The following is a 23,947-nucleotide window of genomic DNA, read 5'->3' on the forward strand; positions in this document are numbered from 1 at the left end:
GACCTGCCGAGATCCGGCTGACTGATTGGTTAGTCAGAGTGGGACCCGGGCGATGGCAAGTCAAGACTTGTGAGCTGACTAATTAGTTAGTTAGTCTCGGTGCAGACGGATGGACCTCACCCGCGGACGGTTGCCCAGGCGCCCTCCGCAAGCCCGCGGGCCGCAGGTCCGCGCCACGTCGGAGGTCCGGATCCGGACACCCACCACAGCCCCCCGCCGGCGCGTCAGGCAGCGGAGCATCCCCGTCCCACGTCATGGCCGCGCCACCCCTGTCCCCGGACCACCCGGAGACGGAGCGAACCCGGAGGCACGCATGAGCGTTCGCCGCAGTCTCGTCTGGCTCGGCCTCACGCCGGAGCCCGAACAGGAGCTGCCCGCAGCGGTGGCCGCCCTGCGGTCCCCGGCCGCCCGCCGCCCGCCGTCGGCCCTCGTCACCGCCGAACGGCACCGCGTCGAGCGACTGGTGCTGCGCGGCACCCAGCGCGGCTGGCTGCGCTATCTGCGCGAGGTCACCGACCTGGTCGTCCGGGCGGCCGGATCCCGGACCACCGACCCGAGAGCGGCCCTGCTCGCCGGCGAGGTCGTCCTCGACCACCACTGCATGCTGATCGGCCTGCCCGGAGCCGGCTACGACCGCACCGCCCTCCAGCGACGCGAACTGGAACGGGCGCTGGCACGGCTGAGGGAACGCCCCGCACCCGCACTCGTCGGCCCCTGCGAGCCCTGGAGCACCAAATGACCGGCGTGTTCTCCCTCCTTCCCGAAGGACGGGCCGGCCTCCTCGTGGCGCCGCCCCGCACCGCCGGCGAGGGCATCGACGGATACCTCGCCGCCGGGGGCTACGCACCGCTGGTCGCGCCCGACCGGCTGCTCGGCCGGATCGCCGCCGCGGGGCTGCGCGGCCGGGGCGGGGCCGGTTTCCCCGCCGCCGTCAAACTCCGTACCGTCCGCGACTCACCGGGCCCGCGCGTCGTCGTCGCCAACGGCGAGGAGGGCGAGCCGGGATCCGTGAAGGACCGCTGGCTGCTGCGGCACCGTCCGCATGCCGTGCTCGACGGACTGCGGCTGGCCGCGGCCGTCACCGGCGCCGAGCGCGGCTTCGTGTACCTCTCGGACGCCGCCGCGGAGCGGGCCGTGCGCGGGGCGCTCGCCGAAAGCTCCCCCGAACTGCGCATCGACGTCGTGCGGACGGAGCACACCTACGTCGCGGGGGAGGAGAGCGCCGTCGTACGGTGCATCGACGGTGGCCCGGCGCTGCCCACGGCCAAACCCCCGCGCCCGTTCGAGAGCGGAGTCGGCGGGGCGCCCACCCTGGTCGCCAACGTGGAGACGCTGGCCCGTGTCGCCCTGATGCACTCGCGCCCCGACGAGGCGGACGCCGTCGCGGCGAGCCATCTGGTGACCCTCTCCGGTGGTGTCGGCGGTGCCGCTCTCGCGGAAGTGCCGGCCGGTACGAACGTCGGGTTCCTCGCCACCGTGTGCGGGCACGGCAGGGCCCGGGCGGTCCTGCTGGGCGGAATGTTCGGCGGGCTGCACGGCGGGGGCTGGTACGGCTTGGCGCTCGACCACGACAGCCTGAAAGCGGCCGGCGCAGCCCTCGGCTGCGGTGCGCTGCACTTCCTGCACCCGAACGACTGCCCGGTCGCGGTGGCCGTCGAGGCCGCCGCCTACCTCGGTGCCCAGAGCGCCCGGCAGTGCGGGGTGTGCCTCTCCGGCACCGGGGCGATGACCAAGGCCCTCCAGGCCGTCGCCTGCGGCGAGGCGGACCTCGACCTGATCGCCCAGCTCCACCGCTGGTCACAGCAGCTGCCCGGCCGCGGGGCCTGCGGACTGCTGGACGCCGCCGCCCGCGTCGTCGCCACCCTCCTCGCCCACTTCCCCGACGTGGTCGACGCCCACGCCCGCTCCGCCTGCCCCGACTGCGCGAGCACGGCACCCGAGGACGGGCGCCGCTTCACCGTGCCGGTGCCCTGAGCCGTATCCCCATTCCCCGGGCTCCTCCCCACCCCCCGGGCTCCTCCCCACCCCCGGACCTCACCGCGCCGAGCCGCGCCGAAAGGACCGCACCATGAAACTGCTGCTGGACTCCACCCGCTGCCAGGGCTACGGCCTGTGCCAGGAACCCGCACCCGAGCTGATCGACCTCGACGAATGGGGCTACGCGAAGCCGCGGGTGACCGAGGTGCCGCCGGGCGACCGGGAAGCCGCCGAGGCCGCCGTCGCCGCCTGCCCCAACTCCGCGCTGCGGCTGGTGAAGTGACATGGGACGCGACCTCTCGGCCCTCTTCGACCCCGTATCGGTCGCCGTCGTCGGAGCCAGCGACGACCCGGCCAAGTACGGCCACGCCATCGCCGCCCAGGCCATCCGCGCGGGCGGCCGCCGGCCCGTCCACCTCGTCAACCGGCGCGGCGGCACCGTCCTCGGCCGCACCGCCGCGCCCAGCCTGAGCGCGGTCGGCGAACCCGTCGACCTGGCGGTGGTCTCCGTGCCCGCCGCCGGGTTCGAGGACGCCGTCGACGAGGCCCTGCGGTGCGGGGCCCGGGCGATCGTCGCGATCACCGCGGGCTTCGCCGAGACCGGCGACGCCGGACGCGCCAGACAGGAAGCCGTCGCCGAACGGGTGCGCGCCGCCGGAGCGGTGATGGTCGGGCCCAACTGCCTGGGCCTGGCCGACAACACCACCGACCTGTTCCTGGCCTCCGACACCTTCACACCCGGCGGCGTCGCGCTGCTGAGCCAGAGCGGCAACCTCGCCCTCGAACTCCAGCTCCGCTTCCGCCCGCACGGCCTGGGCTTCTCCCGCTTCGTCTCGCTCGGCAACCAGGCCGACGTCACCCTCGTCGACCTGCTCGCCGACTGCGCCCGGCACGAGGGCACCCGGGCCATCGCGGTGTACGCCGAGGACTTCGGCGACGGACGTGCCTTCGCCGAGGCGGCCGCCGGCGCCGGGAAACCCGTGGTGCTGCTCACCGCCGGCCGCGGGGACGCCTCCGCGCGCAGCGCCCAGTCGCACACCGGGGCGCTGACCACCTCGGCCGACGTGGTGGCCGCCGCCTGCCGGGACGCCGGCGTGGAACTGGTCGCCAGCCCGCGCGAACTCACCGTCGTCCTCGCCGCGTTGAACGGCGGACGCCGGGCCGCGGGCCGCCGTGTCGCCGTACTCACCGACGGCGGAGGGCACGGCGTCATCGCCGCCGACGCCGTCGAGGCGGCCGGGCTGACCGTGCCCGAACTGCGCGAGCCGACGCGGGAGCTGCTGCGTGAAGCGCTGTGGGAGCAGTCGGCCGTCGCCAACCCGGTGGACCTCGCAGGAATGGGTGAGCAGGACCCCGGCTCCTACGCGGAGACCATTGCAGCGCTGCTGGCCGCCGAGGAGGCCGACGCCGTGCTGATGACCGGCTACTTCGGAGGCTACGCCTCCGCCGAGGGCGGACTCGGCGGAGGCGGCAGGGCGCTCGCGGAAGGGGAACAGGCCGCCGCTCGCCTCATCGCCGCCCGGCACCGTGCCATCGCCGAACCCCTGGTCGTGCAGTCGATGTACCCCGACTCGCCCAGCTGCCGAACCCTCGCCGCCGCCGGTGTGCCGGTCTTCGGCGCCACCGAGGACGCCGCCCGCGCACTCGCCGCCGCCGCGCCCCGCGCACCGCACACCGGCGTGACACCCCTGCCCAGCCCCGCGACCCCGCTGCGGGAGACCGGCTACCTGGAGACCCGCAGAGCCCTCGAAGCGGCCGGACTCGCCTTCCCCGCCGCACGCGAGATCCACGACGAGTCCGAACTGCTCGCCACAGCAGGGGAGTTCAGCGGGCCGTACGTCCTCAAGGCCCTGCATCTGCTGCACAAGTCCGACGCCGGGGGAGTGGCTCTCGGCCTCGCCGGCCCGGACGAACTGCTCGCCGCCTTCCGGGAGATGCACGCCCGGCTCGGCGCCCCCTCCTACTCCGTGGAGGCCATGGCCGACCTCACCGACGCCATCGAGCTGATCGTCGGCGTCAACCGCGATCCGCGCTTCGGCCCGGTCGCCATGGTGGGCCTCGGCGGAGTGCTCGCGGAGGCACTGCACGACATCGCCTTCACCCTCGCCCCCGTCCCCGCCGACCGCGCCCTGCACCTGCTGCGCGGGCTGCGCACCGCCGCCCTGCTCGACGGGGTCCGCGGCCGGCCGGCCGTCGACGTCGAGGCGGCCGCCCGGGCCGTGGAGACCCTCACCGCGTTCGCCGCCGCCCACCCCGAGATCGCCGAGATCGAGGTCAACCCCCTTCTCGTACGGCCCGACGGAGTCCTCGCCCTCGACTCCCGCGCCGTACTCGCCTGACCGAGCCGCACCCGCCCGACCGACCCCGGAAGAGGTCCCCATGGACATGCGCTACACCCCCGAGCAGGCCGACCTCAAGCGTCGCGCCGCCGAGTACGCCCGGCTGCTGATGCGGTACGAGGACCAGTCCGAGCGGGCCGGCGGACCCCTGCCGCAGGAACTCGTCACCGAACTGACCCGTGCCGCGATGGACGCCGGGGTCTACGCCATCAACATGCCCGCCGAGTGGGGCGGGGCGGGCCTGAGCCTGCTCGACCAGGTCATCGTCGAGGAGGAGTTCGGCAAGGTCACCAACTGCCTGTGGGACATCCCCTGGCGGCCCGCCAACGTCCTCGCCCACGGCGACGAGCGGCAGCGCGAGAAGTACCTGCTGCCGGTGATCCGCGCCGAGCGGTTCGACGCCTTCGCCGTCACCGAGCCGGGCGCCGGCTCCGACCCGTCCTCCGGCACCTCCACGGCCACCCGCACCGAGGGCGGCTGGCTGCTCGACGGCGAGAAGTGGTTCGTCACCTGCGGCGACATCGCCGACTTCCTGCTGGTGCAGGCGGACGCCGGTCCCGAGAAGCTGCCCACGCTGTTCTTCGTCGACAAGGCCGCGCCCGGCGTCGAGATGACCCGCGTGCCGCGCTTCATGCACTCCGCCGTCAACGGGCACCCCGAGTTCACCTTCACCGACGTCTTCGTCGCCGACGAGGACGTGCTCGGCGGCGTCGGCAACGGCTACGAGCTGACCAAGGAATGGTTCACCGACGAACGCCTGATGATCGCCGCCCGCACCGTCGGCGCCGCCGAGCGCGCCCTCCAGCTCGCCCGGGACCGGGCCGTGGAGCGGGAGCAGTTCGGGGCGCCGATCTCCTCGTACCAGCTGATCCAGGGCATGCTCGCGGACTGCGCCGTGGACATCGCCGTCAACCGTGCCTACACCCACCAGGTCGCCTGGGAGGCCGACCAGCCCGGCACCGACCGCAAGACCCTGCATGCCAAGGCAGCCACCGCCAAGCTCGCCGCCAGCGAGGCCGCAGGCCGGGTCGCCGACCGCTGCCTGCAGATCTTCGGCGGCCGCGGTTACGACCGCGCCTACCCCGTCGAGCGCATGTACCGCGAGCTGCGCGTCGACCGGATCTGGGAGGGCACCTCCGAGATCCAGCGGCTGATCATCGCCAACGAGCTCATCAAGCGCGGCACCCGCGCCCTGGCCCTGCCCACCCACTGAAACCCGTCTCCCCGACACCGCACAGCGAGGACTTCCATGGACTTCCGTCTCACCCCGCGCCAGGCCCGGCTCAAGGCCGGGGCCCGTGCCCTCACCGACTTCATCGCCGGCTACGAGAACCAGTGCGAGGAGGAGAACGGCCTGCCCGCCGACGCGCACGCCAAGATCCGTGACGCCGTGCTGGATGCCGGACTCCAGGCCGTCAACATGCCCGCCGAATGGGGCGGCGCCGGCCTCACCATCGCCGAACAGGTGACCGTGCAGGAGGAGTTGGGCCGGCTCACCGGCGCCCTGTGGGACATGGTGTGGCGTCCCGCGAACGCGCTGCGGTTCTGCACCCCGGAGCAGCGCGAGCGCTTCCTCGTCCCGGTGATCAAGGGGGAGCGGCGCGACTGCTACGCCGTCACCGAGCGCGCCGCGGGTTCCGACCCGCAGAACCTCGCCACCACCGCCACCAGGAACGACGCGGGCTGGGTGCTCAACGGCGAGAAGTGGTTCGTCACCGTCGGCGACCACGCCGACTTCATGATCGTGCTCGCCGCGGCCGGCCCGGAGCGCGCACCCACCCTCTTCCTCGTCGACAAGGACACCCCCGGCATCGAGATGACGCGCGTCCCGCGCTTCATGCACACCTTCGTCTACGAGCACCCCGAGTTCACCTTCACCGATGTGCAGGTGGGCGAGGACGCCGTGCTCGGCGCCATCGGCGAGGGCTACGACATCACCCGCTCCTGGTTCACCGAGGAGCGCCTGATGATCGCCGCCCGCACCATCGGCGCCGCCGAGCGGGCGCTGGAGCTGTCCCGGGACTGGGCCGTGGAGCGGGAGCAGTTCGGGGCGCCGATCTCCTCGTACCAGCTGATCCAGGGCATGCTCGCGGACTGCGCCGTGGACATCGCCGTCAACCGTGCCTACACCCACCAGGTCGCCTGGGAGATCGACCACTCCCCGGCCGGGGAGCGCAAGACGCTGCACGCCAAGGCGGCCATCGCCAAGCTCTCGGCGAGCGAGGCGTCCGGCCGGGTGGTCGACCGGTGCCTGCAGATCCACGGCGGCCGGGGCTACGACCGCGCGTACGCCGTCGAACGGCTCTACCGCGAGCTGCGCGTGGACCGGATCTGGGAGGGCACCTCCGAGATCCAGCGGCTGATCGTCGCCAATGAGCTCATCAAGCGCGGGTCGGGGGTCCTGGACCTGCCGGTCGCGTGACGCGTGCCGCAACGGACGAGAAAGGGAGAGACATGACCGACATCCGGCGCGTGGGGGTGGTGGGCTGCGGTCTGATGGGCGCGGGCATCGCCGAGGTGTGCGCACGGGCCGACGTGCCGGTCACGGTCGTGGAGCGCGACGCGGAGGCCGCCCGCACGGGCCGCCTCCGCGTCCTGCGCTCGCTCGACCGGGCCGCCGCGAACGGCAGGATCGACGCCGCGCGACGCGACAGGGCCGCGGACCTGATCACCGTCGTCGACGAGATCGAGGCCCTGCACGAACACGACCTGGTGATCGAGGCGGTCGCCGAGGACGAACGCCTCAAGGCCGACGTGTTCACCCGCCTCGACTCCGTCGCCACCGACGACCGCACCATCCTCGCGACCAACACCTCGTCCATCCCGGTCATCAGGCTCGCCGCCGCCACGTCCCGCCCGGACCGTGTCGTCGGCGTGCACTTCTTCAACCCCGTGCCCGTCCTGCGGCTCGTCGAACTCGTTCCGTCGCTGCTCACCTCGTCCGCAACCGCCCAGCGGGCCGAGGAGTTCGTGACCGGCACGCTCGGCAAGGAGGTCGTCCGCACCCGCGACAAGGCCGGGTTCGTCGTCAACGCGCTGCTCGTGCCCTATCTCCTGGCCGCCATCCGCATGGTGGAGTCGGGCAGCGCGACCGTCGAGGACGTCGACCGCGGCATGGTCCTGGGCTGCGCGCACCCGCTCGGCCCGCTGGCCCTGACCGACCTCATCGGCCTCGACACCACCCGGGCCATCGCCGAGTCCCTGTACGCCGAGTTCCGTGAGCCCCAGTACTCGCCGCCCCCGCTGCTGTCGCGGATGGTGGAGGCGGGCCTGCTGGGGCGCAAGTCCGGGCGCGGCTTCCACGTGTACGACGGACAACCTGGGCGTGCGGCGCCGGTACCCGCGGGGCGGCCGTGAGGGAAGATGGTCATGGCGAAGGACGACCGAACGAGGGGAGCCGCACGGTGGCCACCAAGGTGCGCACGGCAGACACACGCGAGCGCATCCTGACCGCGGCGTGCGAGGTCATCGCCGACATCGGCTTCGAGAAGATCCGCATGCGCATGGTCGCCGAGCGGGCCGGTGTGTCGACAGCGCTGCTGCACTACCACTTCGACACCCGCGAGAAGCTGTTCACCGAGGCGATGACGCACTCCTTCGCCAGCACCGCCCTCGACGTCGACCGTGACGCGGGGACTGCGCCGGCGGCGGTCATCCTGGCCCGCATCGTGCGCAACCTGCTGCCCACCGACCCCGAACTCCACCAGGACTGGCGGCTGTGGCAGGAACTGTGGGTGCGGGCCCTGCGCGACGAGACCACCCGGGTCTTCGCCGTCGACCTGTACGCCCAGCTGCACGGCTGGGTGTCCGACGCGATACGGCGCGGCATCGACTCCGGCGAGTTCAGCCCGGCCGACGTCGACGACCTCAGCACCCTGGTGCTGTCCCTGAGCGACGGCTACGGCATCCGGCTGATGCTGCGCGACCCGACGGTCACCCTCGACTCGGCGCTCGCCGCCATCTGGCGCCACGTGGCCGGCGCGCTCGGCCTGCCGGCCGCCGTACCGACGGACTGACGCCCGGCCGGGGTTCTCCCGGCCGAGTTGGGTACGTGTGCGCGGCCGAGGTGAGTACGGCTACTCAGGCCGCGAGGGGACGGCTCGGGGCATCGTGGGGAACCGATCACGACCTCAGGGAGTTCGACATGGCCGGTTCTCAGCGCTCCTTCGTCCAGGTGACGCGCCACCACCTGTTCAATCCGGCGGCGCTGGCCTATCTCGGGCTGGTGGTCGCCGTCCTGGTCTGGACGGGCGTGGACGCCCTGTTCGTCGAGCACCAGGACGCGAGCCTCGCCGGGATATGGGCCTTCGTCGTCACCGGGCCGACGTCCTGGCTGTTCCTGATGCTGCCGGGCGTGCTGCCGTGGGCCGGTGTCGTCGTCGGAGCCCTGTTCCAGGCGGCGGTGCTCGGCGCCGCGTACCACCGGCTCTCGGGCCGTCTGCACCACCACCGCGCCCGCCCGAACGGGGCGTGACGCCTCAGATGCCGGGACCGGCCGGCTCCGGCGACAGGAGCTGCTCGGTCCAGATGGTCTTGCTGTTGCGCCCGTAGCGGGTACCCCAGCGCTCGGAGAGCTGGGCCACCAGGAACAGACCGCGGCCGCCCTCGTCGGTGCTGCGGGCCTGGCGCAGATGCGGCGAGGTGCTGCTGGAGTCGGAGACCTCGCAGATGAGATGGCCGTTGCGGATCAGCCGCAGCACCACCGGCCCGCCGGCGTACCGGTAGGCGTTGGTGACCAGCTCGCTGACGATCAGCTCGGTGGTGAAGGCCAGCTCCTCCAGGCCCCACTCCGTCAGCCGCTCCGTCACCAGCGCCCGGGCCCGGCCGGCCGCCGTCGGCTCGGCGGGCAGCTCCCAGGTGGCCACGTCCTCGGCCGCCAGCACCCGCGTCCGGCCGAGGAGCAGCGTGACGTCGTCGGCGGGCCGGTCCGGCAGCATCGCGTCCTCCACCGCCTTGCACGTGTGCTCCAGCGACCGCGCCGGACCGGTCAGCGTGTCGTGCAGCAGCGTCAGTCCCTGGTCGATGTCGCGGTCACCGGCCAGCAGCAGGCCGTCGCTGTACAGGGCGATCAGGCTGCCCTCCGCCAGTTCGAGCTCGGCCGTCTCGTACGGCAGCCCGCCGAGGCCGAGCGGCAGTCCGGCGGGGACGTCGAGGGCACACAACCTGCCGTCGGGCCCCAGCACCGTCGGCGGCGGATGGCCCGCACGGGCCACCGCGCAGTGCCGGGAGACCGGGTCGTAGATCGCGTACACGCAGGTCGCGCCCATGATCTGCGGGGTGTCCTCGGCCTGCCGCTGCTCGGTGGCCAGCTGGTCCACCAGGTCGTCCAGCCGGGCCAGGACCTCGTCCGGGGCCAGGTCGAGGTGCGCGAGGGTCCGCACGGCGGCGCGCAGCCGGCCCATCGTCGCCGAGGCGTGCATGCCGTGGCCCACCACGTCGCCGACCACCAGCGCGACCCGCAGCCCCGACAGCGGGATGACGTCGAACCAGTCACCGCCGACCCCCGTGGAGGCCTGCGCGGGCAGATAGCGGTGGGCCGTCTCCAGCGCCGGGTGCGCGGGCACCTCGCCCGGCAGCAGGCTGCGCTGGAGGGCCTCGGCGGCGTTGTGCTGCTGGGTGTAGCGGCGGGCGTTGTCGATGCAGACCGCGGCCCGGGCGGCGAACTCCACCGCCAGGGTCAGATCGTCCTCCTCGAACGGCTCCGGCTGCTTGGAGCGCCACAGACAGACCAGCCCCAGGATCACGCCGCGCGCGGCCAGCGGCACCACCATCAGGGAGTGGACCCCCATCGCCAGCGCCCGCGCGGCCCGCTCCGGCTCGGCGGCGAACCACCCGGAGTTGCCCTCAAGGACGGGCAGCAGCACCGGACGCCGCTCGGCCAGGCACTTCGTCGGCGCGGTCCGCTCCGGGAAGAAGAACAGATGGCCCTCCGGATACATCACCGCCGTCGCCTCGGGCTGGATGCTGCGGGCCGCCATCCTGCGCAGCGGGCCTATCGAGTCCGGGGCCGGCTCCTCACCCCGGGACACCGGTTCCAGCAGGTCCACCGAGACGGCGTCGGCGAGCTCGGGAACCGCGGCCTCGGCCAGCTCACGCGCGGTCGTGGCGACGTCCAGGGTCCTGCCGATCCGGGTGCCGGCCTCGTTGAGCAACGCAAGCCGCCGCCGCGCCCGATGGCGTTCGGTGACGTCCTCCACGATCTCGGTGACGCCCAGCACCCGCCCGGACGGGTCCTGCATCCGGAACGCCGAGATGGAGATCACCAGCTCCCGGTGGGGGTCGTGCAGCAGCCGCGCGTGCTGCTCGGCGAAGATCACCGGCTGACCCGTCTCCAGGACCGACCGCAGCTTGGCCTCGGCCTGGTCCGCGTCGGGGCCGAACAGGAACTCTCCGGCCCGCCGCCCGCGGTACGCCTTCGGCGGCAGCCCGCCGAACCGCGCGATCGCCCGGTTCACCCGCAGTACGCGCAGGTCCGGGCCGAGCACCACGACCCCCACCGGCGACCGGCGGAACAAGCCGTCCAGCACCGACCGGTCGATCTCCCACTGGGCGACGTCCTCGGCGAGCGAGCCGACCAGAAGCCACTCGTCGGCGGCGTCCAGCCGCCGCACCCGCCGGGCCCTGAACCCCACGAACACGCGGTGACCCGCACGGTTGCGCACCGGCAGCAGCCCGAACCAGCCGCGCTCGCGCCGGCACGCGGCGGTCGCCCGGGCGATCACGGCCTCGTCCCCGTCGGCGACCAGGACCTCGCGCACGGGACGGCCCAGCACCTCGTCGGCGTCGTACCCGAGGAGTGCGGTGGCCTGGTCGCTCCACGCGACGACGCGTCCGTGGTCGTCCAGCACCGCCGACGCGGATCGGTGCACCGAGAACGGATCCTCCGGGCTCTCACTGAGCGACGTCGGGGATGTGTCGTGCATCGCCCACCCATCTCGCGCCGTTCCCGGGGCTCGCGGTGCGGCGCCCCGGCCGGTCCTGGCCTCGCGCGTGCTCGGATTCGTAGCGGCTCACTCCCAGTATCGGCCGAACGGACATCACGCGCTTCGTCGTCGCGTCCGGGGCGCCCCCGCCAGGGACACCCACGACCGGCCTGCGGCCCAGCTCATCGGGGCAGCGCCCGGGCGATGAGGACCGCCACGTCGTCGTCCGCCACCTCGGGCATCAGATGGGCCAGCAGGTCGTCGCAGACCCGTTCCAGCGGATGCTCCGGATGCCGCAGCTCGCGCGCCAGGCGGAGCATGCCCTGGTCGAGGTCGGTGCCGCGGGCCTCGATCAGACCGTCGGTGTAGATCACCAGAAGGCTGTGCGGCGCGAGGACCACCTCCTGCACCTCGCCGTCCTGCCCGCCCACGCCCAGCGGCGGACCCGCCGGTCCGTCCAGGAACGCGACCGCCCCTCGGGCGTCGGCGACCACGGGCGGGGGATGGCCCGCTCTGGCGATCACACAGCTGCCGTCGGCCGGGTCGTGCACGGCGTACAGGCAGGTGGCCATCTCGTTGTCGCCCAGGTCGGCCACGGTGGCGTCCAGGGAGCGCAGCACCTGGTCGGGCGGCGTGCTGCGGCGCGCCAGGGTCCGCACGGCGGTGCGCAGCTGGCCCATGACCGCCGCCGCGTGGATGCCGTGCCCCATCACGTCCCCGATCACCAGCGCCGTCCGGCCGTCCGGCAGGGCGATCACGTCGAACCAGTCTCCGCCCACCTCGTGGTCGCCGGCCGGCAGATAGCGGGCGGTGAGCTCCAGTCCGCCGACGGCGGGCAGGGACGGGTTCATCAGGCTGCGCTGGAGGGTGAGCGCCGCATCCCGCTCCCGGCTGTACATGCGCGCGTTGTCGATGTTCAGCGCCGCCCGTGCCACCAGCTCGTCGATCAGCAGGGTGTCCTGGTCGTCGAAGGGCTCGTGGCCCCGGGTACGGGTCACCACCACGGCGCCGAGCACCGTGCCCCGGGCAACCATCGGGATCAGCCGGGCCGCCCGCACCCGGGCACGCAGGTACTCGCGCAGCGGGTCGGCGTCGGGGCCGGGGATCAGCGGGCCGATGTCGGACAGGTACAGGTTCATCGGCCGGCCCTCGCTGATGACCCGCTCGTACACCGACCCGGGCGGAACCTGGAGCGTCCTGCCGACCGCGAGGTGATCGGCCGGCGCGGCCGGATCCGTGAAGGACGCCGCGGCCCGCCGGACCACGCCGTGTGCCGACGCGGCGGTCTCGTCCGGGGCCACCGCCTCCTCCAGCAGCTGGACGTCGGCGGAGTCCGCGAGCCGGGGCACCAGGACCCGGACCACCTCCTGCGCCGTCTGCGTCAGATCCAGCGTGGAACCCATCTGCGTGCCCGCCTCCGCCAGCAGCGCCAGCCGCCGCCGCGCCCGCTCGGCCTCCAGATGCGCCCGCTGCTCCCGCGTGACGTCGATCAGCGAGGCGATCACGCCCACCCGCTGCCCGGCACCCCCGAGCAGGGGGGCGTAGGAGCAGGACCACGTCCGCTGCCGTTCCGGGTCCGCCGACGCGCTGGTGTACCGGTAGTCCACCACCGCCTCACCCCGGTCGAGGACCCGCCGCATCACCGACTCCAGCGGCTCGGTGCCCGCGGCGATCTCGGTCACGCGTCTGCCGACGTGCTCGGCCACCGGGACGCCGTTGATCCGGGCCAGTGCCTCGTTGACCCGCAGGAACCGCAGATCGGGGCCGAGCATGGCCAGGCCGATCGGGGACTGGGTGAACAGTCCTTCCAGGGCCGCCAGCGCGTCCCGCATCCGCTCCACCGCCGACGTCTCCGCGGCGATGGCCAGCACGCCGGTGCGCCCCTGGGCGTCCGCGATCGGGCAGTGCCACAGCTCCATGTCGACGAGAGATCCGTCGCTGTGCCGGACCGGCAGCCGCGCGACGACGGCGGCGCCCGTCTGCACCGCCCGGCCCAGCCGGTCGGCCAGCTCGTGGTTCACCTCGGGCACCAGCACCCGCTTGGCGTCCTGGCCCACCATCTGCTCCGGTGTGTGACCGAGCAGGTCCTGAGCGGCGAGCGACCACTGCGCAAGGCGCCCGTCCCCGTCGACCACCCAGAGCGCCAGCGGGAGAAGGTCCTCGAACACGCCCGCGTGCCCCGCCGCGGACATCAGCCGCGCCGGCAGTTCGTCGACCGCGTCACGCGGACGCGGATCGCGGTGTATCGCGCCGACCATGAGGGCACCTCGCTCACACCACCCTCGACCGCACAGAAGGCTCACAGACAGCGTAGGCCCGTCCGGTCACCTGGGTACCCGTGGGGACGATGACCGGGCGGCCGCCGACCGGTGAGTGGCCCGGCTCACATGGCGTAATGGGGGAGCCGCCGACACCATGGGTGTCCGTCTCCGGCAGGCTGAAGGGATCAAGAATGTTCCGCAAGGTGCTGGTCGCCAACCGCGGTGAGATCGCGATTCGCGCTTTCCGCGCAGGCTACGAGCTGGGCGCGCGCACCGTCGCCGTCTTCCCGCACGAGGACCGCAACTCCCTGCACCGGCTGAAGGCCGACGAGGCGTACGAGATCGGCCGGCCCGGACATCCGGTGCGGGCCTACCTGTCCGTGGAGGAGATCGTCCGTGCGGCTCGCCGGGCGGGAGCGGACGCCGTCTATCCGGGCTACGGATTCCTCTCCGAGAACCCCGATCTGGCGCGGGCCTGCGAAGAAGCGGGCATCACGTTCGTCGGACCGAGCGCGGACATCCTGGAGCTGACCGGCAACAAGGCCCGCGCGGTGGCCGCCGCGCGCGAGGCCGGCGTGCCCGTGCTCGGATCGTCGGCGCCGTCCAACGACGTGGACGAGCTCGTCGCCGCCGCCGACGCCATCGGCTTCCCCGTGTTCGTCAAGGCCGTCGCGGGCGGCGGCGGCCGCGGTATGCGCCGCGTCGAGGAACCCGCGCAGCTGCGCGAGTCCATCGAGGCGGCGTCCCGCGAGGCGGCGTCCGCGTTCGGCGACGCCACGGTGTTCCTGGAGAAGGCCGTCGTCGAGCCCCGCCACATCGAGGTGCAGATCCTCGCCGACGGGCAGGGCGACGTCATCCACCTCTTCGAGCGGGACTGCTCGGTGCAGCGCCGCCACCAGAAGGTGATCGAGCTGGCGCCCGCGCCGAACCTCGACCCGGAACTGCGCGACAGGATCTGCGCCGACGCCGTGCGCTTCGCCCGGCAGATCGGCTACCGCAACGCCGGCACCGTGGAGTTCCTGCTCGACCGCGACGGCAACCACGTCTTCATCGAGATGAACCCGCGCATCCAGGTCGAGCACACGGTGACCGAGGAGGTCACCGACGTCGACCTGGTGCAGTCGCAGTTGCGCATCGCCGCCGGCGAGACACTGGCCGACCTCGGTCTCGCCCAGGAGACCGTCAGGCTGCGCGGCGCGGCCCTCCAGTGCCGTATCACCACCGAGGACCCGGCCAACGGCTTCCGCCCGGACACCGGCCGGATCAGCGCCTACCGCTCGCCGGGCGGCTCGGGTATCCGCCTCGACGGCGGAACCACCCACGCCGGCACCGAGATCAGCGCGCACTTCGACTCCATGCTGGTCAAACTCACCTGCCGGGGAAGGGACTTCGCCGCCGCGGTGGGCCGCGCCCGGCGCGCCGTCGCCGAGTTCCGCATCCGCGGTGTGGCCACCAACATCCCCTTCCTGCAAGCGGTTCTCGACGACCCCGACTTCCAGGCCGGCCGGGTCACCACGTCGTTCATCGAGCAGCGCCCGCACCTGCTGACCGCCCGTCACTCCGCCGACCGCGGCACCAAGCTGCTGACGTACCTGGCCGACGTCACCGTCAACAGGCCGCACGGCGAGCGGCCCGATCTGCTCGACCCGTTGACCAAGGTGCCCGCGCTGCCCGCCGGCGAGCCGCCCGCCGGGACCCGGCAGAAGCTCGCCGAACTCGGCCCGGAGGGCTTCGCGAGCTGGCTGCGCGCCTCGCCGACCATCGGCGTCACCGACACCACCTTCCGCGACGCCCACCAGTCGCTGCTCGCCACCCGGGTGCGCACCAAGGACATGCTCGCCGTCGCCCCCGTCGTGGCGCGCACCCTGCCCCAGCTGCTGTCCCTGGAGTGCTGGGGCGGCGCGACCTACGACGTCGCCCTGCGCTTCCTCGCCGAGGACCCGTGGGAGCGCCTCGCGGCCCTGCGGGAGGCGGCGCCGAACATCTGCCTGCAGATGCTGCTGCGCGGCCGCAACACCGTCGGCTACACGCCGTACCCCACCGAGGTGACCGACGCCTTCGTGCAGGAGGCGGCCGCCACCGGCATCGACATCTTCCGCATCTTCGACGCCCTCAACGACGTCGACCAGATGCGGCCCGCGATCGAGGCGGTACGGGAGACCGGCACCGGCGTCGCGGAGGTCGCCCTGTGCTACACCTCCGACCTGTCCGACCCGGCGGAACGCCTGTACACCCTGGACTACTACCTGCGCCTGGCCGAGCAGATCGTCGATGCCGGCGCCCATGTCATCGCCGTGAAGGACATGGCGGGCCTGCTGCGGGCACCGGCCGCGGCGAAGCTGGTGTCGGCGCTGCGCCGGGAGTTCGACCTGCCGGTCCACGTGCACACCCACGACACCGCCGGCGGCCAGCTCGCCACCTACCTGGCCGCGATCCAGGCCGGCGCGGACGCGGTGGACGGGGCCGTGGCGTCCATGGCGGGCACCACCTCGCAGCCGTCGCTGTCGGCGATCGTCGCCGCCACCGACCACTCCGAGCGCCCCACCGGCCTGGACCTCCAGGCCGTCGGCGACCTGGAGCCGTACTGGGAGAGCGTCCGCAAGGTCTACGCCCCCTTCGAGGCGGGCCTGGCGTCGCCGACCGGCCGGGTCTACCACCACGAGATCCCCGGCGGGCAGCTCTCCAACCTGCGCACCCAGGCGGTCGCCCTGGGCCTTGGCGACCGGTTCGAGGAGATCGAGGCGATGTACGCCGCCGCCGACCGCATGCTGGGCCGGCTGGTGAAGGTCACGCCCTCGTCGAAGGTGGTGGGCGACCTGGCGCTGCACCTGGTGGGCGCCGGCGTGTCCCCGCAGGACTTCGAGCAGGACCCCGACAGGTTCGACATCCCCGACTCCGTCATCGGCTTTCTGCGCGGCGAGCTGGGCACCCCGCCCGGCGGCTGGCCCGAGCCGTTCCGCACCAAGGCGCTGCGGGGCCGGGCCGAGGCCAAGCCCGTGCAGGAACTGAGCACCGACGACCGAGAGGGGCTGGCGAAGGACCGGCGTGGCACCCTGAACCGGCTGCTGTTCCCCGCGCCGACGCGTGAGTTCGAGACGCACCGGGACACCTTCGGCGACACCAGCGTGCTGGACAGCAAGGACTTCTTCTACGGGCTGCGCCCGGGCAGTGAGTACGCCGTCGACCTCGAGCGCGGGGTGCGGCTGCTGATCGAGCTGCAGGCCGTCGGCGACGCTGACGAGCGCGGCATGCGCACCGTGATGTCCACCCTGAACGGCCAGCTGCGGCCGATCCAGGTCCGTGACCGGGCCGCCGCCTCGGACGTCCCGGTGACGGAGAAGGCGGACCGCAGCAACACGGGGCATGTGGCGGCGCCGTTCGCCGGCGTGGTGACCCTGACGGTGGCCGAGGGCGACGAGGTGGCGGCCGGTGAGACCGTGGCCACCATCGAGGCGATGAAGATGGAGGCCTCGATCACCGCCGCGAAGGCCGGGACGGTGGCCAGGCTCGCCATCAACCGCATCCAGCAGGTCGAGGGCGGCGACCTGCTGGTCGAGCTGGCCTGAGCCGAGAGCCGGCCATGCCCCGCGCAGGGGGCGCGTCTGCGCGGGGCGTGGCCGGGCCCACCGGGTCGGGTGTCGGGCACGGACACTGACCGTATGACCCGGACTCCCGCGGAACCGCACTCCGTCCCCGCCGCACTCCGTCCCTACCTCCAGGAGGTCGTCCGCCGCGCGCACGCGGTGTGCGGCCCTCATCTGGTGAGCGTCGTAGCGGTCGGCTCCGTCGCGCTCGGTGACTACCGGCACGGGCGCAGCGACACCGACGTGACGGTCGTCGTGGACGCGCCCCTCCCCGGGCCGACGCTGTCCGACCTCGCCGCCGCGCTCACGCACCCCGCGCTGCCCTGTCCCGCCGCGGGGCTGGAACTCGTGGTCTACGACGAGGAGTTCGCGGCCCGTCCGTCCGGCGAGGGCGGCTATCTGATGGACCTGAACACCGGGCCGCTGCTGCCGAGCCGGGTCAGCTTCGACCCTGCCGAGTCACCAGCGTTCTGGTACGTCATCGACCGCTCCGTCGCCCATCGGTCGGGGCTGCCGCTGCACGGCCGCCCGCCGGGCGAGGTGATCGCCGAGCCCGCACGCGCCGACCTGCTGACGGCCCTGCGCGCATCGGTCCGCGAGCACGCTGCCGCCGAGGGACATCTCGCGGACAACCGGGTACTCAACGGCTGCCGCTCGGTGAGCTTCTGCCGCACCGGCCGCTGGCAGGCAAAGCGCCGGGCGGCCCGGGCCGTCGCCGCGTCCGAGGAACGCTTCCGACCCCTCATCACCGCCGCGCTGCGCAGCTACGAGCGCCCCCGCACCGCCGCGACCGCACTGCCCGTCACCGACGTCCGGACCTTCCTGACGTGGGTCGCCGAGCGGGTCGACGAAGCGGCGGGCCGGTGACCACCGTGCTTCCCGAGCTCCGGCTCAGCTCCAGCCGAAGCGGCGGTCCACCACCGCCGCGAACTCCTCCAGGGTCAGCATCTCGTCCCCGTTCTGGTCGGCGGCGTCGAACAGTGCGGAGGAGGCGTCCTCGTCCCCCAGGCCCCAGATCGGCAGATCTCCCGACGCGGCCAGCGACGGCCCCTTCGTCCGCAGGGCGATGATCACCTCAGCGCGCGTCAGGGTCCCGTTGTGGTCGAGGTCGAGCGCCTCGAACAGCTTCCGGGCCTTGTCACTCATCGTGTCACCTTCGTTCCCGTCGGCAGGCCGACCTGCCACCCCGTTACCAGACAAGAACGCGATTCTGCCCCTTCAGGTTCCCTCCCGACCCCGGCGAGTGCCAGCGATCAGCCACATCGGATACGGCGCCCCGACGGCGGCGGTGAGCACGCCCACGGGCAGCTCGACCGGCGCGAGCGGTCGGCGGGCCGGCAGGTCCGCGACGATCACGATCGTGGCGCCGGTCAGGGCCGACGACAGCAGCGGGATCTGCGCGGTACGGGTGAGCCGATGCGCGATCCGCGGGGCGAGCGGCGCCACGAGGTCGACCGGGCCGACGGCACCGGTCGCCACGGCCGCCGGCACCACACCGAGCGCGGTCGGCCCCAGCCGCACGGGACCGAGCCGCCCATTGCCTTCCTTCGCAGAGCCCGGTTTCGGGTTCGTGGCCTTCGGGGCCGGTATGACTCGTTGCCCCTGTCCTTGACGATCCGGGGGGTGCTGCCGCCGGTCCCGGCGGTGCAGCAGGAAGCTGCCGTCGCCGGGTCCGTACTGAGATGCTGTCGGTGCGAACACCGTCCGTTCGAGGAGGCGCCGTGCCCGAGCCGTCCGTCCTTGCCGCGCTGGTGTCCGGACTGCGCGGTGGATCGATCGAAGTCGTCGATCTGACGTCACCCTTGTCGTCGTCGACACCGGTGATCCAACTGCCGCCCCAGTTCGGCCAGACCGCCGTTTTCGAGCTGGAGGAGATCAGCCGGTACGACGACCGAGGCCCCGCCTGGTACTGGAACAACTTCCGCAGCGGCGAGCACACCGGCACCCACTTCGACGCCCCGAACCACTGGGTCACCGGCAAGGACCTCGCCGATGTCGCCTCCGTGCCGGCGCGCAGTCTGATCGCGCCCGCGGCCGTGCTGGACTTCACCGCCGAGGCCGCCGAGAACCCCGACTTCCTGGTCGAGATCGACCACGTGAAGGCCTGGGAGGCCGAGAACGGCCCCTTGCCGGAGGGCGGTTGGCTGCTGCTGCGCACCGGCTGGGACGCCCGCTCGCACTCCCAGGAGGCGTTCCTCAACGCCGACGAGAACGGCCCGCACACCCCGGGTCTGTCGCCGCGGTGCGCCCGCTGGGTCGCCGAGGAGTCACCTGTGCTCGGCCTGGGCGTCGAGACGGTGGGCACGGACGCAGGCGCCGCGCACTCCTTCGACCCCGCCTTTCCCTGCCACTCCTCTCTCATGGGCAGCGACAAGTACGGCCTGACGCAGTTGCAGAACCTGGCCGCGCTGCCCCCGACCGGCGCCGTCGTCGTCGCGGGCCCCCTGCCGATCGTCACCGGCTCCGGTGCCCCCGCGCGCGTTCTGGCCCTGGTGGAGCGCGGATGAAGGTCTCGGAAGCGGTCGGCCGGGCACTGTGCGCGGCCGGCGTCCACCAGGTCTTCGGGGTCGTCGGATCGGGCAACTTCCATGTCACCAACGCGATGATCGCCGCGGGCGCGCGGTTCGTCGCCGCACGCCATGAGGGCGGCGCGACCACGATGGCGGATTCCTACGCCCGGACCAGCGGCGAGGCCGCGGTGGTCAGCGTCCATCAGGGACCCGGCCTGACGAACGCGATGACCGGCATCGCGGAGGCGGCGAAGAGCCGCACACCCTTGATCGTGCTGGCGGCCGAGGTGACCGAGCCCCGGTCCAACTTCTACGTCGACCAGGAGGCGTTGGCCCATGCGGTGGGCGCCGCCGCGGTCCGGGTGACGTCGGCCGGGGAAGCCGTCGGGCAGACGTGCGCGGCGGTCCGGCTGGCGGTGCGGGAGCGGCGTACCGTGCTGCTCAACCTCCCCCTCCCGGTGCACGCCTTGGAGGTCCCCGAGAGCGCCCTGGCGCAGGCGGTGCCACCCGCGCCGAGGCCCGCCGTGGAGCCGGACGCGGCCGAGGTGGCGGCCTTCGCCGAGCTGCTGGGGCGGTCCCGGCGCCCGGTGTTCGTGGCGGGACGCGGCGCTCGGGAGCCGGGCGCCCGGGAGGCACTGGCGGCGCTCGCCGAGCGGTACGGCGCGCTGCTCGCGACCTCGGCCGTGGCCCGCGGGCTCTTCCACGGCGACCCCTGGTCCCTGGACGTCTCCGGAGGCTTTGCCTCACCGCTCGCCGTCGAACTGATCCAGGGCGCGGACCTCATCGTCGGCTGGGGCTGCGCGCTGAACATGTGGACCATGCGGCACGGCCGTCTCATCGGCGCGGACGCCACCGTCGTCCAGGTCGACGACGACCCGTCGGCGCTCGGTGCCCACCGCCCGGTCCGGCTCGGCGTCACCGGCGACGTCCGCCTCACCGCGCGCCGCCTGTCCGGGACGGGCGGCGAAGCGCGCGAGGGCTACCGGACCCCGCAGACCGCGGCGGCCCTCGCGGCCCGACTGCGCTGGCACGACGTCCCGTACGAGGACACCGGCACACGCGAGCGGATCGACCCGAGGACGCTCGGCATCGCGCTCGACGAGATCCTGCCCGCCGAGCGGGTGGTCGGCGTCGACTCGGGCAACTTCATGGGCTATCCGACGATGTACCTGTCGGTACCGGACGAGAAGGGCTTCTGCTTCACCCAGGCCTTCCAGTCGATCGGGCTGGGCCTGGCGACCACCATCGGGGCCGCGCTGGCCCGGCCGGACCGGCTGCCGGTGGCCGCGCTCGGGGACGGCGGCGCCTTGATGAGCGCCGTCGAACTCGACACCGTGCGGCGGCTCGGGCTGCCCATGGTGGTCGTGGTGTACGACGACGAGGCCTACGGCGCCGAGGTGCACCACTTCGGGCCCGACGGGCACCCGCTCGACACCGTGCGCTTCGCGCCGACGGACATCGCCGCCGTGGGGCGGGGCTACGGCTTCGAGGCGGTGACGGTGCGGACGCGGGCCGACCTCAAGGCCGTGGCGGACTGGGTCGCCGGGCCGCGGAGCGCTCCGCTGCTGATCGACGCCAAGGTGGTCGCCGATCAGGGTGCGTGGTGGCTGGAGGAGGCGTTCCGGGGCCACTGAGCGCTTCGCTGGGAGCGCCGAGTCGGGTTGGTTCTCGTCCGCGGCGCCGTCGTGGCTGATCGCGCGGTTCCCCGCGCCCCCTTGCGGCGTCGCCGGAACGTGGGCTCGGGAGTTGCGTCTGCCCGGCACCGCGAGCGCGGTACCGGGCAGACGCAAGGCGTCAGACAGCCGGTGCCGGGTAGGTCGGGTACTCGACCCCGGAGACGTGCTGGACGACCCGGATCACCTGGCAGGAGTAGCCGAACTCGTTGTCGTACCAGAGGTAGAGGATCGCGTTGTCGCCCTCCACCTTCAGCGCGCCGGCGTCCACGATGGAGGCGTGGCGGGAGCCGATGAAGTCGCTGGAGACCGCGTCGGGCGCCGTGATGAAGTCGATCTGGCGGCGCAGCGGCGAGGTCAGCGACACATCGCGCAGGTAGTCGAGGACCTCCTCGCGGTCCGTCTCGCGCTTCAGCTGGAGGTTGAGGATCGCGATCGAGACGTCCGGGACCGGGACACGGATCGAGCTGCCGGTGATCCGGGCCTTGAGGTCGGGCAGCGCCTTGGCGACGGCCGAGGCGGCGCCGGTCTCGGTGATGACCATGTTCAGCGGCGCGCTGCGGCCACGGCGCTCGGACTTGTGGTAGTTGTCCAGCAGGTTCTGGTCGTTGGTGAAGGAGTGGACGGTCTCCACGTGACCGCGCTCCACACCGAACTCGTCCTCCATCGCCTTCAGCGGCGGGACTATGGCGTTGGTGGTGCAGGAGGCGCAGGACAGGATCTGCTCGTCCGGCTTGAGAGTGTCGTGGTTGACGCCGTGCACGATGTTGGGGACGTCGCCCTTGCCCGGCGCGGTCAGCACGACCTTGTCGATGCCGGGGCGCAGGTGGCCCGACAGGCCCTCACGGTCGCGCCACTTGCCCGTGTTGTCGATGAGGATGGCGTTCTTGATGCCGTACGCCGTGTAGTCGACCTCGCTGGGGTCGTTGGCGTAGATCACCTTGATCGCGTTGCCGTTGGCGTTGATCGTGCTGTTGGCCTCGTCGACCGTGATCGTGCCCTGGAACTGGCCGTGGATGGAGTCACGGCGCAGCAGCGAGGCACGCTTGACGATGTCCTGATCGCCGCCGCCGCGCACGACGATGGCCCGCAGCCGCAGACCGTTGCCCGAGCCGGACTTCTCGATCAGCAGACGGGCCACGAGGCGGCCGATGCGGCCGAAGCCGTACAGGACCACGTCCCGGCCCTCGCCGTGCTCGATCTTGTTGGCCCCGGTGGCCCCCGCGACGGCCTCGGCGGTGAACGCCTCCACCGTCAGACCGCGGTCGTCGGCCTTGTAGGTGGCGGCCAGCATGCCGATGTCGATCTGCGAGGGGCCGAGGTCCAGCTCGGTGAGGGCCTTGAGGAAGGGCAGCGTCTCGGTGACCGAGAGCTCCTCACCCGCGATCTGCCGGGCGAACCGGTGGGTCTTCAGGATGCTGACCACCGACTTGTTCACCAAGGAGCGGCTGTGGAGGAGGACGGTCACGTCCCGCTCCCGGTGCAGCTTCCCAATGATCGGGATCATCGATTCCGCGATTTCCTCGCGGTTCTTCCAGTTGGTGAACGAGTCGTCGTTGACAGTCACGGGCCTATCTTTCGAGCTAGGTGGCGCTCATATGCTAACCGCAGGTTCCGGTGAGCCTTCAAAGGGGGTCTGTGTGCCACGGGAGTGTGTGCTATTGCTGGAATTCACCCCTTTTGTTCCGATCGTGTCCTGATCGACCTGAAAGAGGAGTGAACGGGTGGAGCTGGAGCTACGGCATCTGCGTGTGCTGTGTGCCATCGCCGACGCGGGGAGCGTCGGCCGGGCCGCGGCCGAGCTCGGCTATTCACAGCCCGCGATGAGCACCCAACTCCGGCGCATCGAGCGGTACTTCGGTGAGTCGATCTTCGAACGCGGCTCGACGGGCGTGCGGTTGACCCCGTACGGCTTCGAGGTCGTCGCCCAGGCGCGCGACGTCCTGGCCCGCGCGGACGCGATCGGGCGCCGTCCGGCCGCGGGCACCGCCTCCGGGCGCCGGCCCCTGCGGGTGGCCGCGACCAATTCGCCGATGCTGGCCGGCATGGTCTCGGGCCTGCGCTCCCGGCTGCCCGACGTCTCCCTCGCGGTGAGCAGCGTCTACGCCTCGTCGCGGATCGTCGAGCTGCTGGAGGACGGTGTGGTGGACGCGGCCATCGCCGCCGACTACCCCGGCCGGGAGCTGGAGCACTCCGACGCGGTGGCCCATCGCGGCATCGTCACCGAGCCGACGTTCGTGGCCCTGCCGTCCCGGCATCGGCTCGCCCAGCGCACCCAGGTCGCGCTCGCCGACCTCGCCGACGAGGCCTGGTTCCTGACGCCGGACGACGGCGCCGGATGGCCGGGTGTCTTCTACACGGCCTGCGCGGCGGCCGGGTTCACACCCGCGACCGTGCACGAATTCCTCGGCGACCAGCAGCAGTTGCAGGGGATGATCGCCGACGGGCTCGGCGTGGCCGTGGTGCAGCCGACGATGCGGCCCCTGCCGCACGTGGTCGTCAGGCCGCTCGCCGGGACGCCGCTGTGGTGCCGGTACGTGCTGGCCTGGCGGCGTGCGGCCGTCGCCGAGGAACTGGTCGACGCCCTGTTCCAGTCCGCGGCCGAAGCCCACCGTCAACTCGTCGCACAGTCACCGCACTTGAGGACGTGGGCCGCGCGCATGTGGAGCGTGCCCGGGGC

Annotated in this window: 18 protein-coding genes and 1 pseudogene; 14 read left to right on the forward strand and 5 right to left on the reverse strand. The window is 72.8% G+C overall.

Annotation, left to right across the window (positions count from 1 at the left end; translation table 11 throughout):
* Positions 1-313 precede the first annotated feature (313 nt).
* From AC3ETA_RS41570 to AC3ETA_RS41610, 9 genes are all read left to right on the forward strand, one after another.
* Positions 314-739: a hypothetical protein gene (locus AC3ETA_RS41570; protein ID WP_432198096.1), complete on the forward strand. Its 426-nt coding sequence runs from the start codon at positions 314-316 to the stop codon at positions 737-739.
* Positions 736-1,974, forward strand: a complete 1,239-nt coding sequence (locus AC3ETA_RS41575; RefSeq protein WP_432198097.1) for an NADH-ubiquinone oxidoreductase-F iron-sulfur binding region domain-containing protein — start codon at positions 736-738, stop codon at positions 1,972-1,974. Before AC3ETA_RS41570 ends, AC3ETA_RS41575 begins: the two co-directional genes overlap by 4 nt.
* A gap of 94 nt (positions 1,975-2,068) precedes the next feature.
* Positions 2,069-2,260 (forward strand): ferredoxin, encoded by a 192-nt coding sequence (locus tag AC3ETA_RS41580; protein ID WP_432198098.1) that lies wholly within the window; start codon positions 2,069-2,071, stop codon positions 2,258-2,260.
* Between the two features lies 1 nt (position 2,261).
* Entirely contained in the window at positions 2,262-4,316 is a 2,055-nt protein-coding gene (locus AC3ETA_RS41585; RefSeq protein ID WP_432198099.1) for an acetate--CoA ligase family protein, read from the forward strand.
* Positions 4,317-4,356: 40 nt separating this feature from the next.
* The gene (locus tag AC3ETA_RS41590; protein ID WP_432198100.1) at positions 4,357-5,529 is read left to right on the forward strand and encodes an acyl-CoA dehydrogenase family protein; all 1,173 of its coding nucleotides are present in this window, start codon (positions 4,357-4,359) and stop codon (positions 5,527-5,529) included.
* Between the two features lie 36 nt (positions 5,530-5,565).
* Positions 5,566-6,738 (forward strand): acyl-CoA dehydrogenase family protein, encoded by a 1,173-nt coding sequence (locus AC3ETA_RS41595; protein ID WP_432198101.1) that lies wholly within the window; start codon positions 5,566-5,568, stop codon positions 6,736-6,738.
* A gap of 32 nt (positions 6,739-6,770) precedes the next feature.
* Entirely contained in the window at positions 6,771-7,673 is a 903-nt protein-coding gene (locus AC3ETA_RS41600; RefSeq protein ID WP_432198102.1) for a 3-hydroxybutyryl-CoA dehydrogenase, read from the forward strand.
* A 47-nt stretch (positions 7,674-7,720) separates the two neighbouring features.
* Complete coding sequence (locus AC3ETA_RS41605) at positions 7,721-8,332, forward strand: TetR/AcrR family transcriptional regulator (protein ID WP_432198103.1); 612 nt, start codon at positions 7,721-7,723, stop codon at positions 8,330-8,332.
* A gap of 128 nt (positions 8,333-8,460) precedes the next feature.
* Positions 8,461-8,790: an SCO4225 family membrane protein gene (locus AC3ETA_RS41610; protein ID WP_432198104.1), complete on the forward strand. Its 330-nt coding sequence runs from the start codon at positions 8,461-8,463 to the stop codon at positions 8,788-8,790.
* Positions 8,791-8,794: 4 nt separating this feature from the next.
* On the opposite strand, the gene AC3ETA_RS41615 is transcribed toward AC3ETA_RS41610, so the two are convergent.
* Both AC3ETA_RS41615 and AC3ETA_RS41620 read right to left on the reverse strand, forming a co-directional pair.
* A complete protein-coding gene (locus AC3ETA_RS41615; protein ID WP_432198105.1) occupies positions 8,795-11,239 on the reverse strand; it encodes a SpoIIE family protein phosphatase in 2,445 nt (814 codons plus the stop codon).
* 182 nt (positions 11,240-11,421) lie between these two features.
* The gene (locus tag AC3ETA_RS41620) at positions 11,422-13,497 is read right to left on the reverse strand and encodes a SpoIIE family protein phosphatase (RefSeq protein ID WP_432198106.1); all 2,076 of its coding nucleotides are present in this window, start codon (positions 13,495-13,497) and stop codon (positions 11,422-11,424) included.
* A 194-nt stretch (positions 13,498-13,691) separates the two neighbouring features.
* On the opposite strand from AC3ETA_RS41620, the gene AC3ETA_RS41625 reads away from it, so the two are divergent.
* Together AC3ETA_RS41625 and AC3ETA_RS41630 are read left to right on the forward strand one after the other, a co-directional pair.
* Positions 13,692-17,066 carry a pyruvate carboxylase gene (locus AC3ETA_RS41625; protein ID WP_432198107.1) on the forward strand — a complete coding sequence of 1,125 codons (3,375 nt, stop codon included), beginning with the start codon at positions 13,692-13,694 and terminating at the stop codon, positions 17,064-17,066.
* A 93-nt stretch (positions 17,067-17,159) separates the two neighbouring features.
* Positions 17,160-17,951, forward strand: a complete 792-nt coding sequence (locus AC3ETA_RS41630; RefSeq protein WP_432198108.1) for an aminoglycoside adenylyltransferase domain-containing protein — start codon at positions 17,160-17,162, stop codon at positions 17,949-17,951.
* A gap of 24 nt (positions 17,952-17,975) precedes the next feature.
* On the opposite strand, the gene AC3ETA_RS41635 is transcribed toward AC3ETA_RS41630, so the two are convergent.
* Together AC3ETA_RS41635 and AC3ETA_RS41640 are read right to left on the reverse strand one after the other, a co-directional pair.
* Positions 17,976-18,230 (reverse strand): EF-hand domain-containing protein, encoded by a 255-nt coding sequence (locus AC3ETA_RS41635; RefSeq protein WP_030950681.1) that lies wholly within the window; start codon positions 18,228-18,230, stop codon positions 17,976-17,978.
* Between the two features lie 72 nt (positions 18,231-18,302).
* Positions 18,303-18,617 (reverse strand): annotated as a pseudogene (locus AC3ETA_RS41640) (iron chelate uptake ABC transporter family permease subunit); the annotation flags it as partial.
* Between the two features lie 188 nt (positions 18,618-18,805).
* On the opposite strand from AC3ETA_RS41640, the gene AC3ETA_RS41645 reads away from it, so the two are divergent.
* Positions 18,806-19,591: a cyclase family protein gene (locus AC3ETA_RS41645; RefSeq protein ID WP_432198109.1), complete on the forward strand. Its 786-nt coding sequence runs from the start codon at positions 18,806-18,808 to the stop codon at positions 19,589-19,591.
* Positions 19,588-21,228, forward strand: coding sequence for a thiamine pyrophosphate-binding protein (locus AC3ETA_RS41650; protein ID WP_432198110.1), 1,641 nt, complete (start codon positions 19,588-19,590; stop codon positions 21,226-21,228). The genes AC3ETA_RS41645 and AC3ETA_RS41650 overlap by 4 nt, the downstream gene beginning before the upstream one ends.
* Positions 21,229-21,388: 160 nt before the next feature.
* Here the strand turns inward: AC3ETA_RS41650 and AC3ETA_RS41655 are convergent, their stop codons facing one another.
* Positions 21,389-22,834, reverse strand: coding sequence for a glyceraldehyde-3-phosphate dehydrogenase (locus AC3ETA_RS41655; RefSeq protein ID WP_432198111.1), 1,446 nt, complete (start codon positions 22,832-22,834; stop codon positions 21,389-21,391).
* A 157-nt stretch (positions 22,835-22,991) separates the two neighbouring features.
* Between AC3ETA_RS41655 and AC3ETA_RS41660 the strand changes: the two genes are divergently transcribed.
* Positions 22,992-23,947 (forward strand): LysR family transcriptional regulator (locus tag AC3ETA_RS41660; RefSeq protein WP_432198112.1); only part of this gene is annotated, 956 nt, incomplete at its 3' end.

The organism is Streptomyces sp. bgisy027, assembly GCF_057710365.1.

Excerpts from the sequence above, each read along its gene's own strand:
- AC3ETA_RS41570 (WP_432198096.1), top strand. The coding sequence starts at position 314 with ATGAGCGTTCGCCGCAGTCTCGTCTGGCTCGGCCTCACGCCGGAGCCC.
- AC3ETA_RS41575 (WP_432198097.1), top strand. The coding sequence starts at position 736 with ATGACCGGCGTGTTCTCCCTCCTTCCCGAAGGACGGGCCGGCCTCCTC.
- AC3ETA_RS41580 (WP_432198098.1), top strand. The coding sequence starts at position 2,069 with ATGAAACTGCTGCTGGACTCCACCCGCTGCCAGGGCTACGGCCTGTGC.
- AC3ETA_RS41585 (WP_432198099.1), top strand. The coding sequence starts at position 2,262 with ATGGGACGCGACCTCTCGGCCCTCTTCGACCCCGTATCGGTCGCCGTC.
- AC3ETA_RS41590 (WP_432198100.1), top strand. The coding sequence starts at position 4,357 with ATGGACATGCGCTACACCCCCGAGCAGGCCGACCTCAAGCGTCGCGCC.
- AC3ETA_RS41595 (WP_432198101.1), top strand. The coding sequence starts at position 5,566 with ATGGACTTCCGTCTCACCCCGCGCCAGGCCCGGCTCAAGGCCGGGGCC.
- AC3ETA_RS41600 (WP_432198102.1), top strand. The coding sequence starts at position 6,771 with ATGACCGACATCCGGCGCGTGGGGGTGGTGGGCTGCGGTCTGATGGGC.
- AC3ETA_RS41610 (WP_432198104.1), top strand. The coding sequence starts at position 8,461 with ATGGCCGGTTCTCAGCGCTCCTTCGTCCAGGTGACGCGCCACCACCTG.
- AC3ETA_RS41615 (WP_432198105.1), bottom strand. The coding sequence starts at position 11,239 with ATGCACGACACATCCCCGACGTCGCTCAGTGAGAGCCCGGAGGATCCG.
- AC3ETA_RS41620 (WP_432198106.1), bottom strand. The coding sequence starts at position 13,497 with ATGGTCGGCGCGATACACCGCGATCCGCGTCCGCGTGACGCGGTCGAC.
- AC3ETA_RS41625 (WP_432198107.1), top strand. The coding sequence starts at position 13,692 with ATGTTCCGCAAGGTGCTGGTCGCCAACCGCGGTGAGATCGCGATTCGC.
- AC3ETA_RS41630 (WP_432198108.1), top strand. The coding sequence starts at position 17,160 with ATGACCCGGACTCCCGCGGAACCGCACTCCGTCCCCGCCGCACTCCGT.
- AC3ETA_RS41635 (WP_030950681.1), bottom strand. The coding sequence starts at position 18,230 with ATGAGTGACAAGGCCCGGAAGCTGTTCGAGGCGCTCGACCTCGACCAC.
- AC3ETA_RS41650 (WP_432198110.1), top strand. The coding sequence starts at position 19,588 with ATGAAGGTCTCGGAAGCGGTCGGCCGGGCACTGTGCGCGGCCGGCGTC.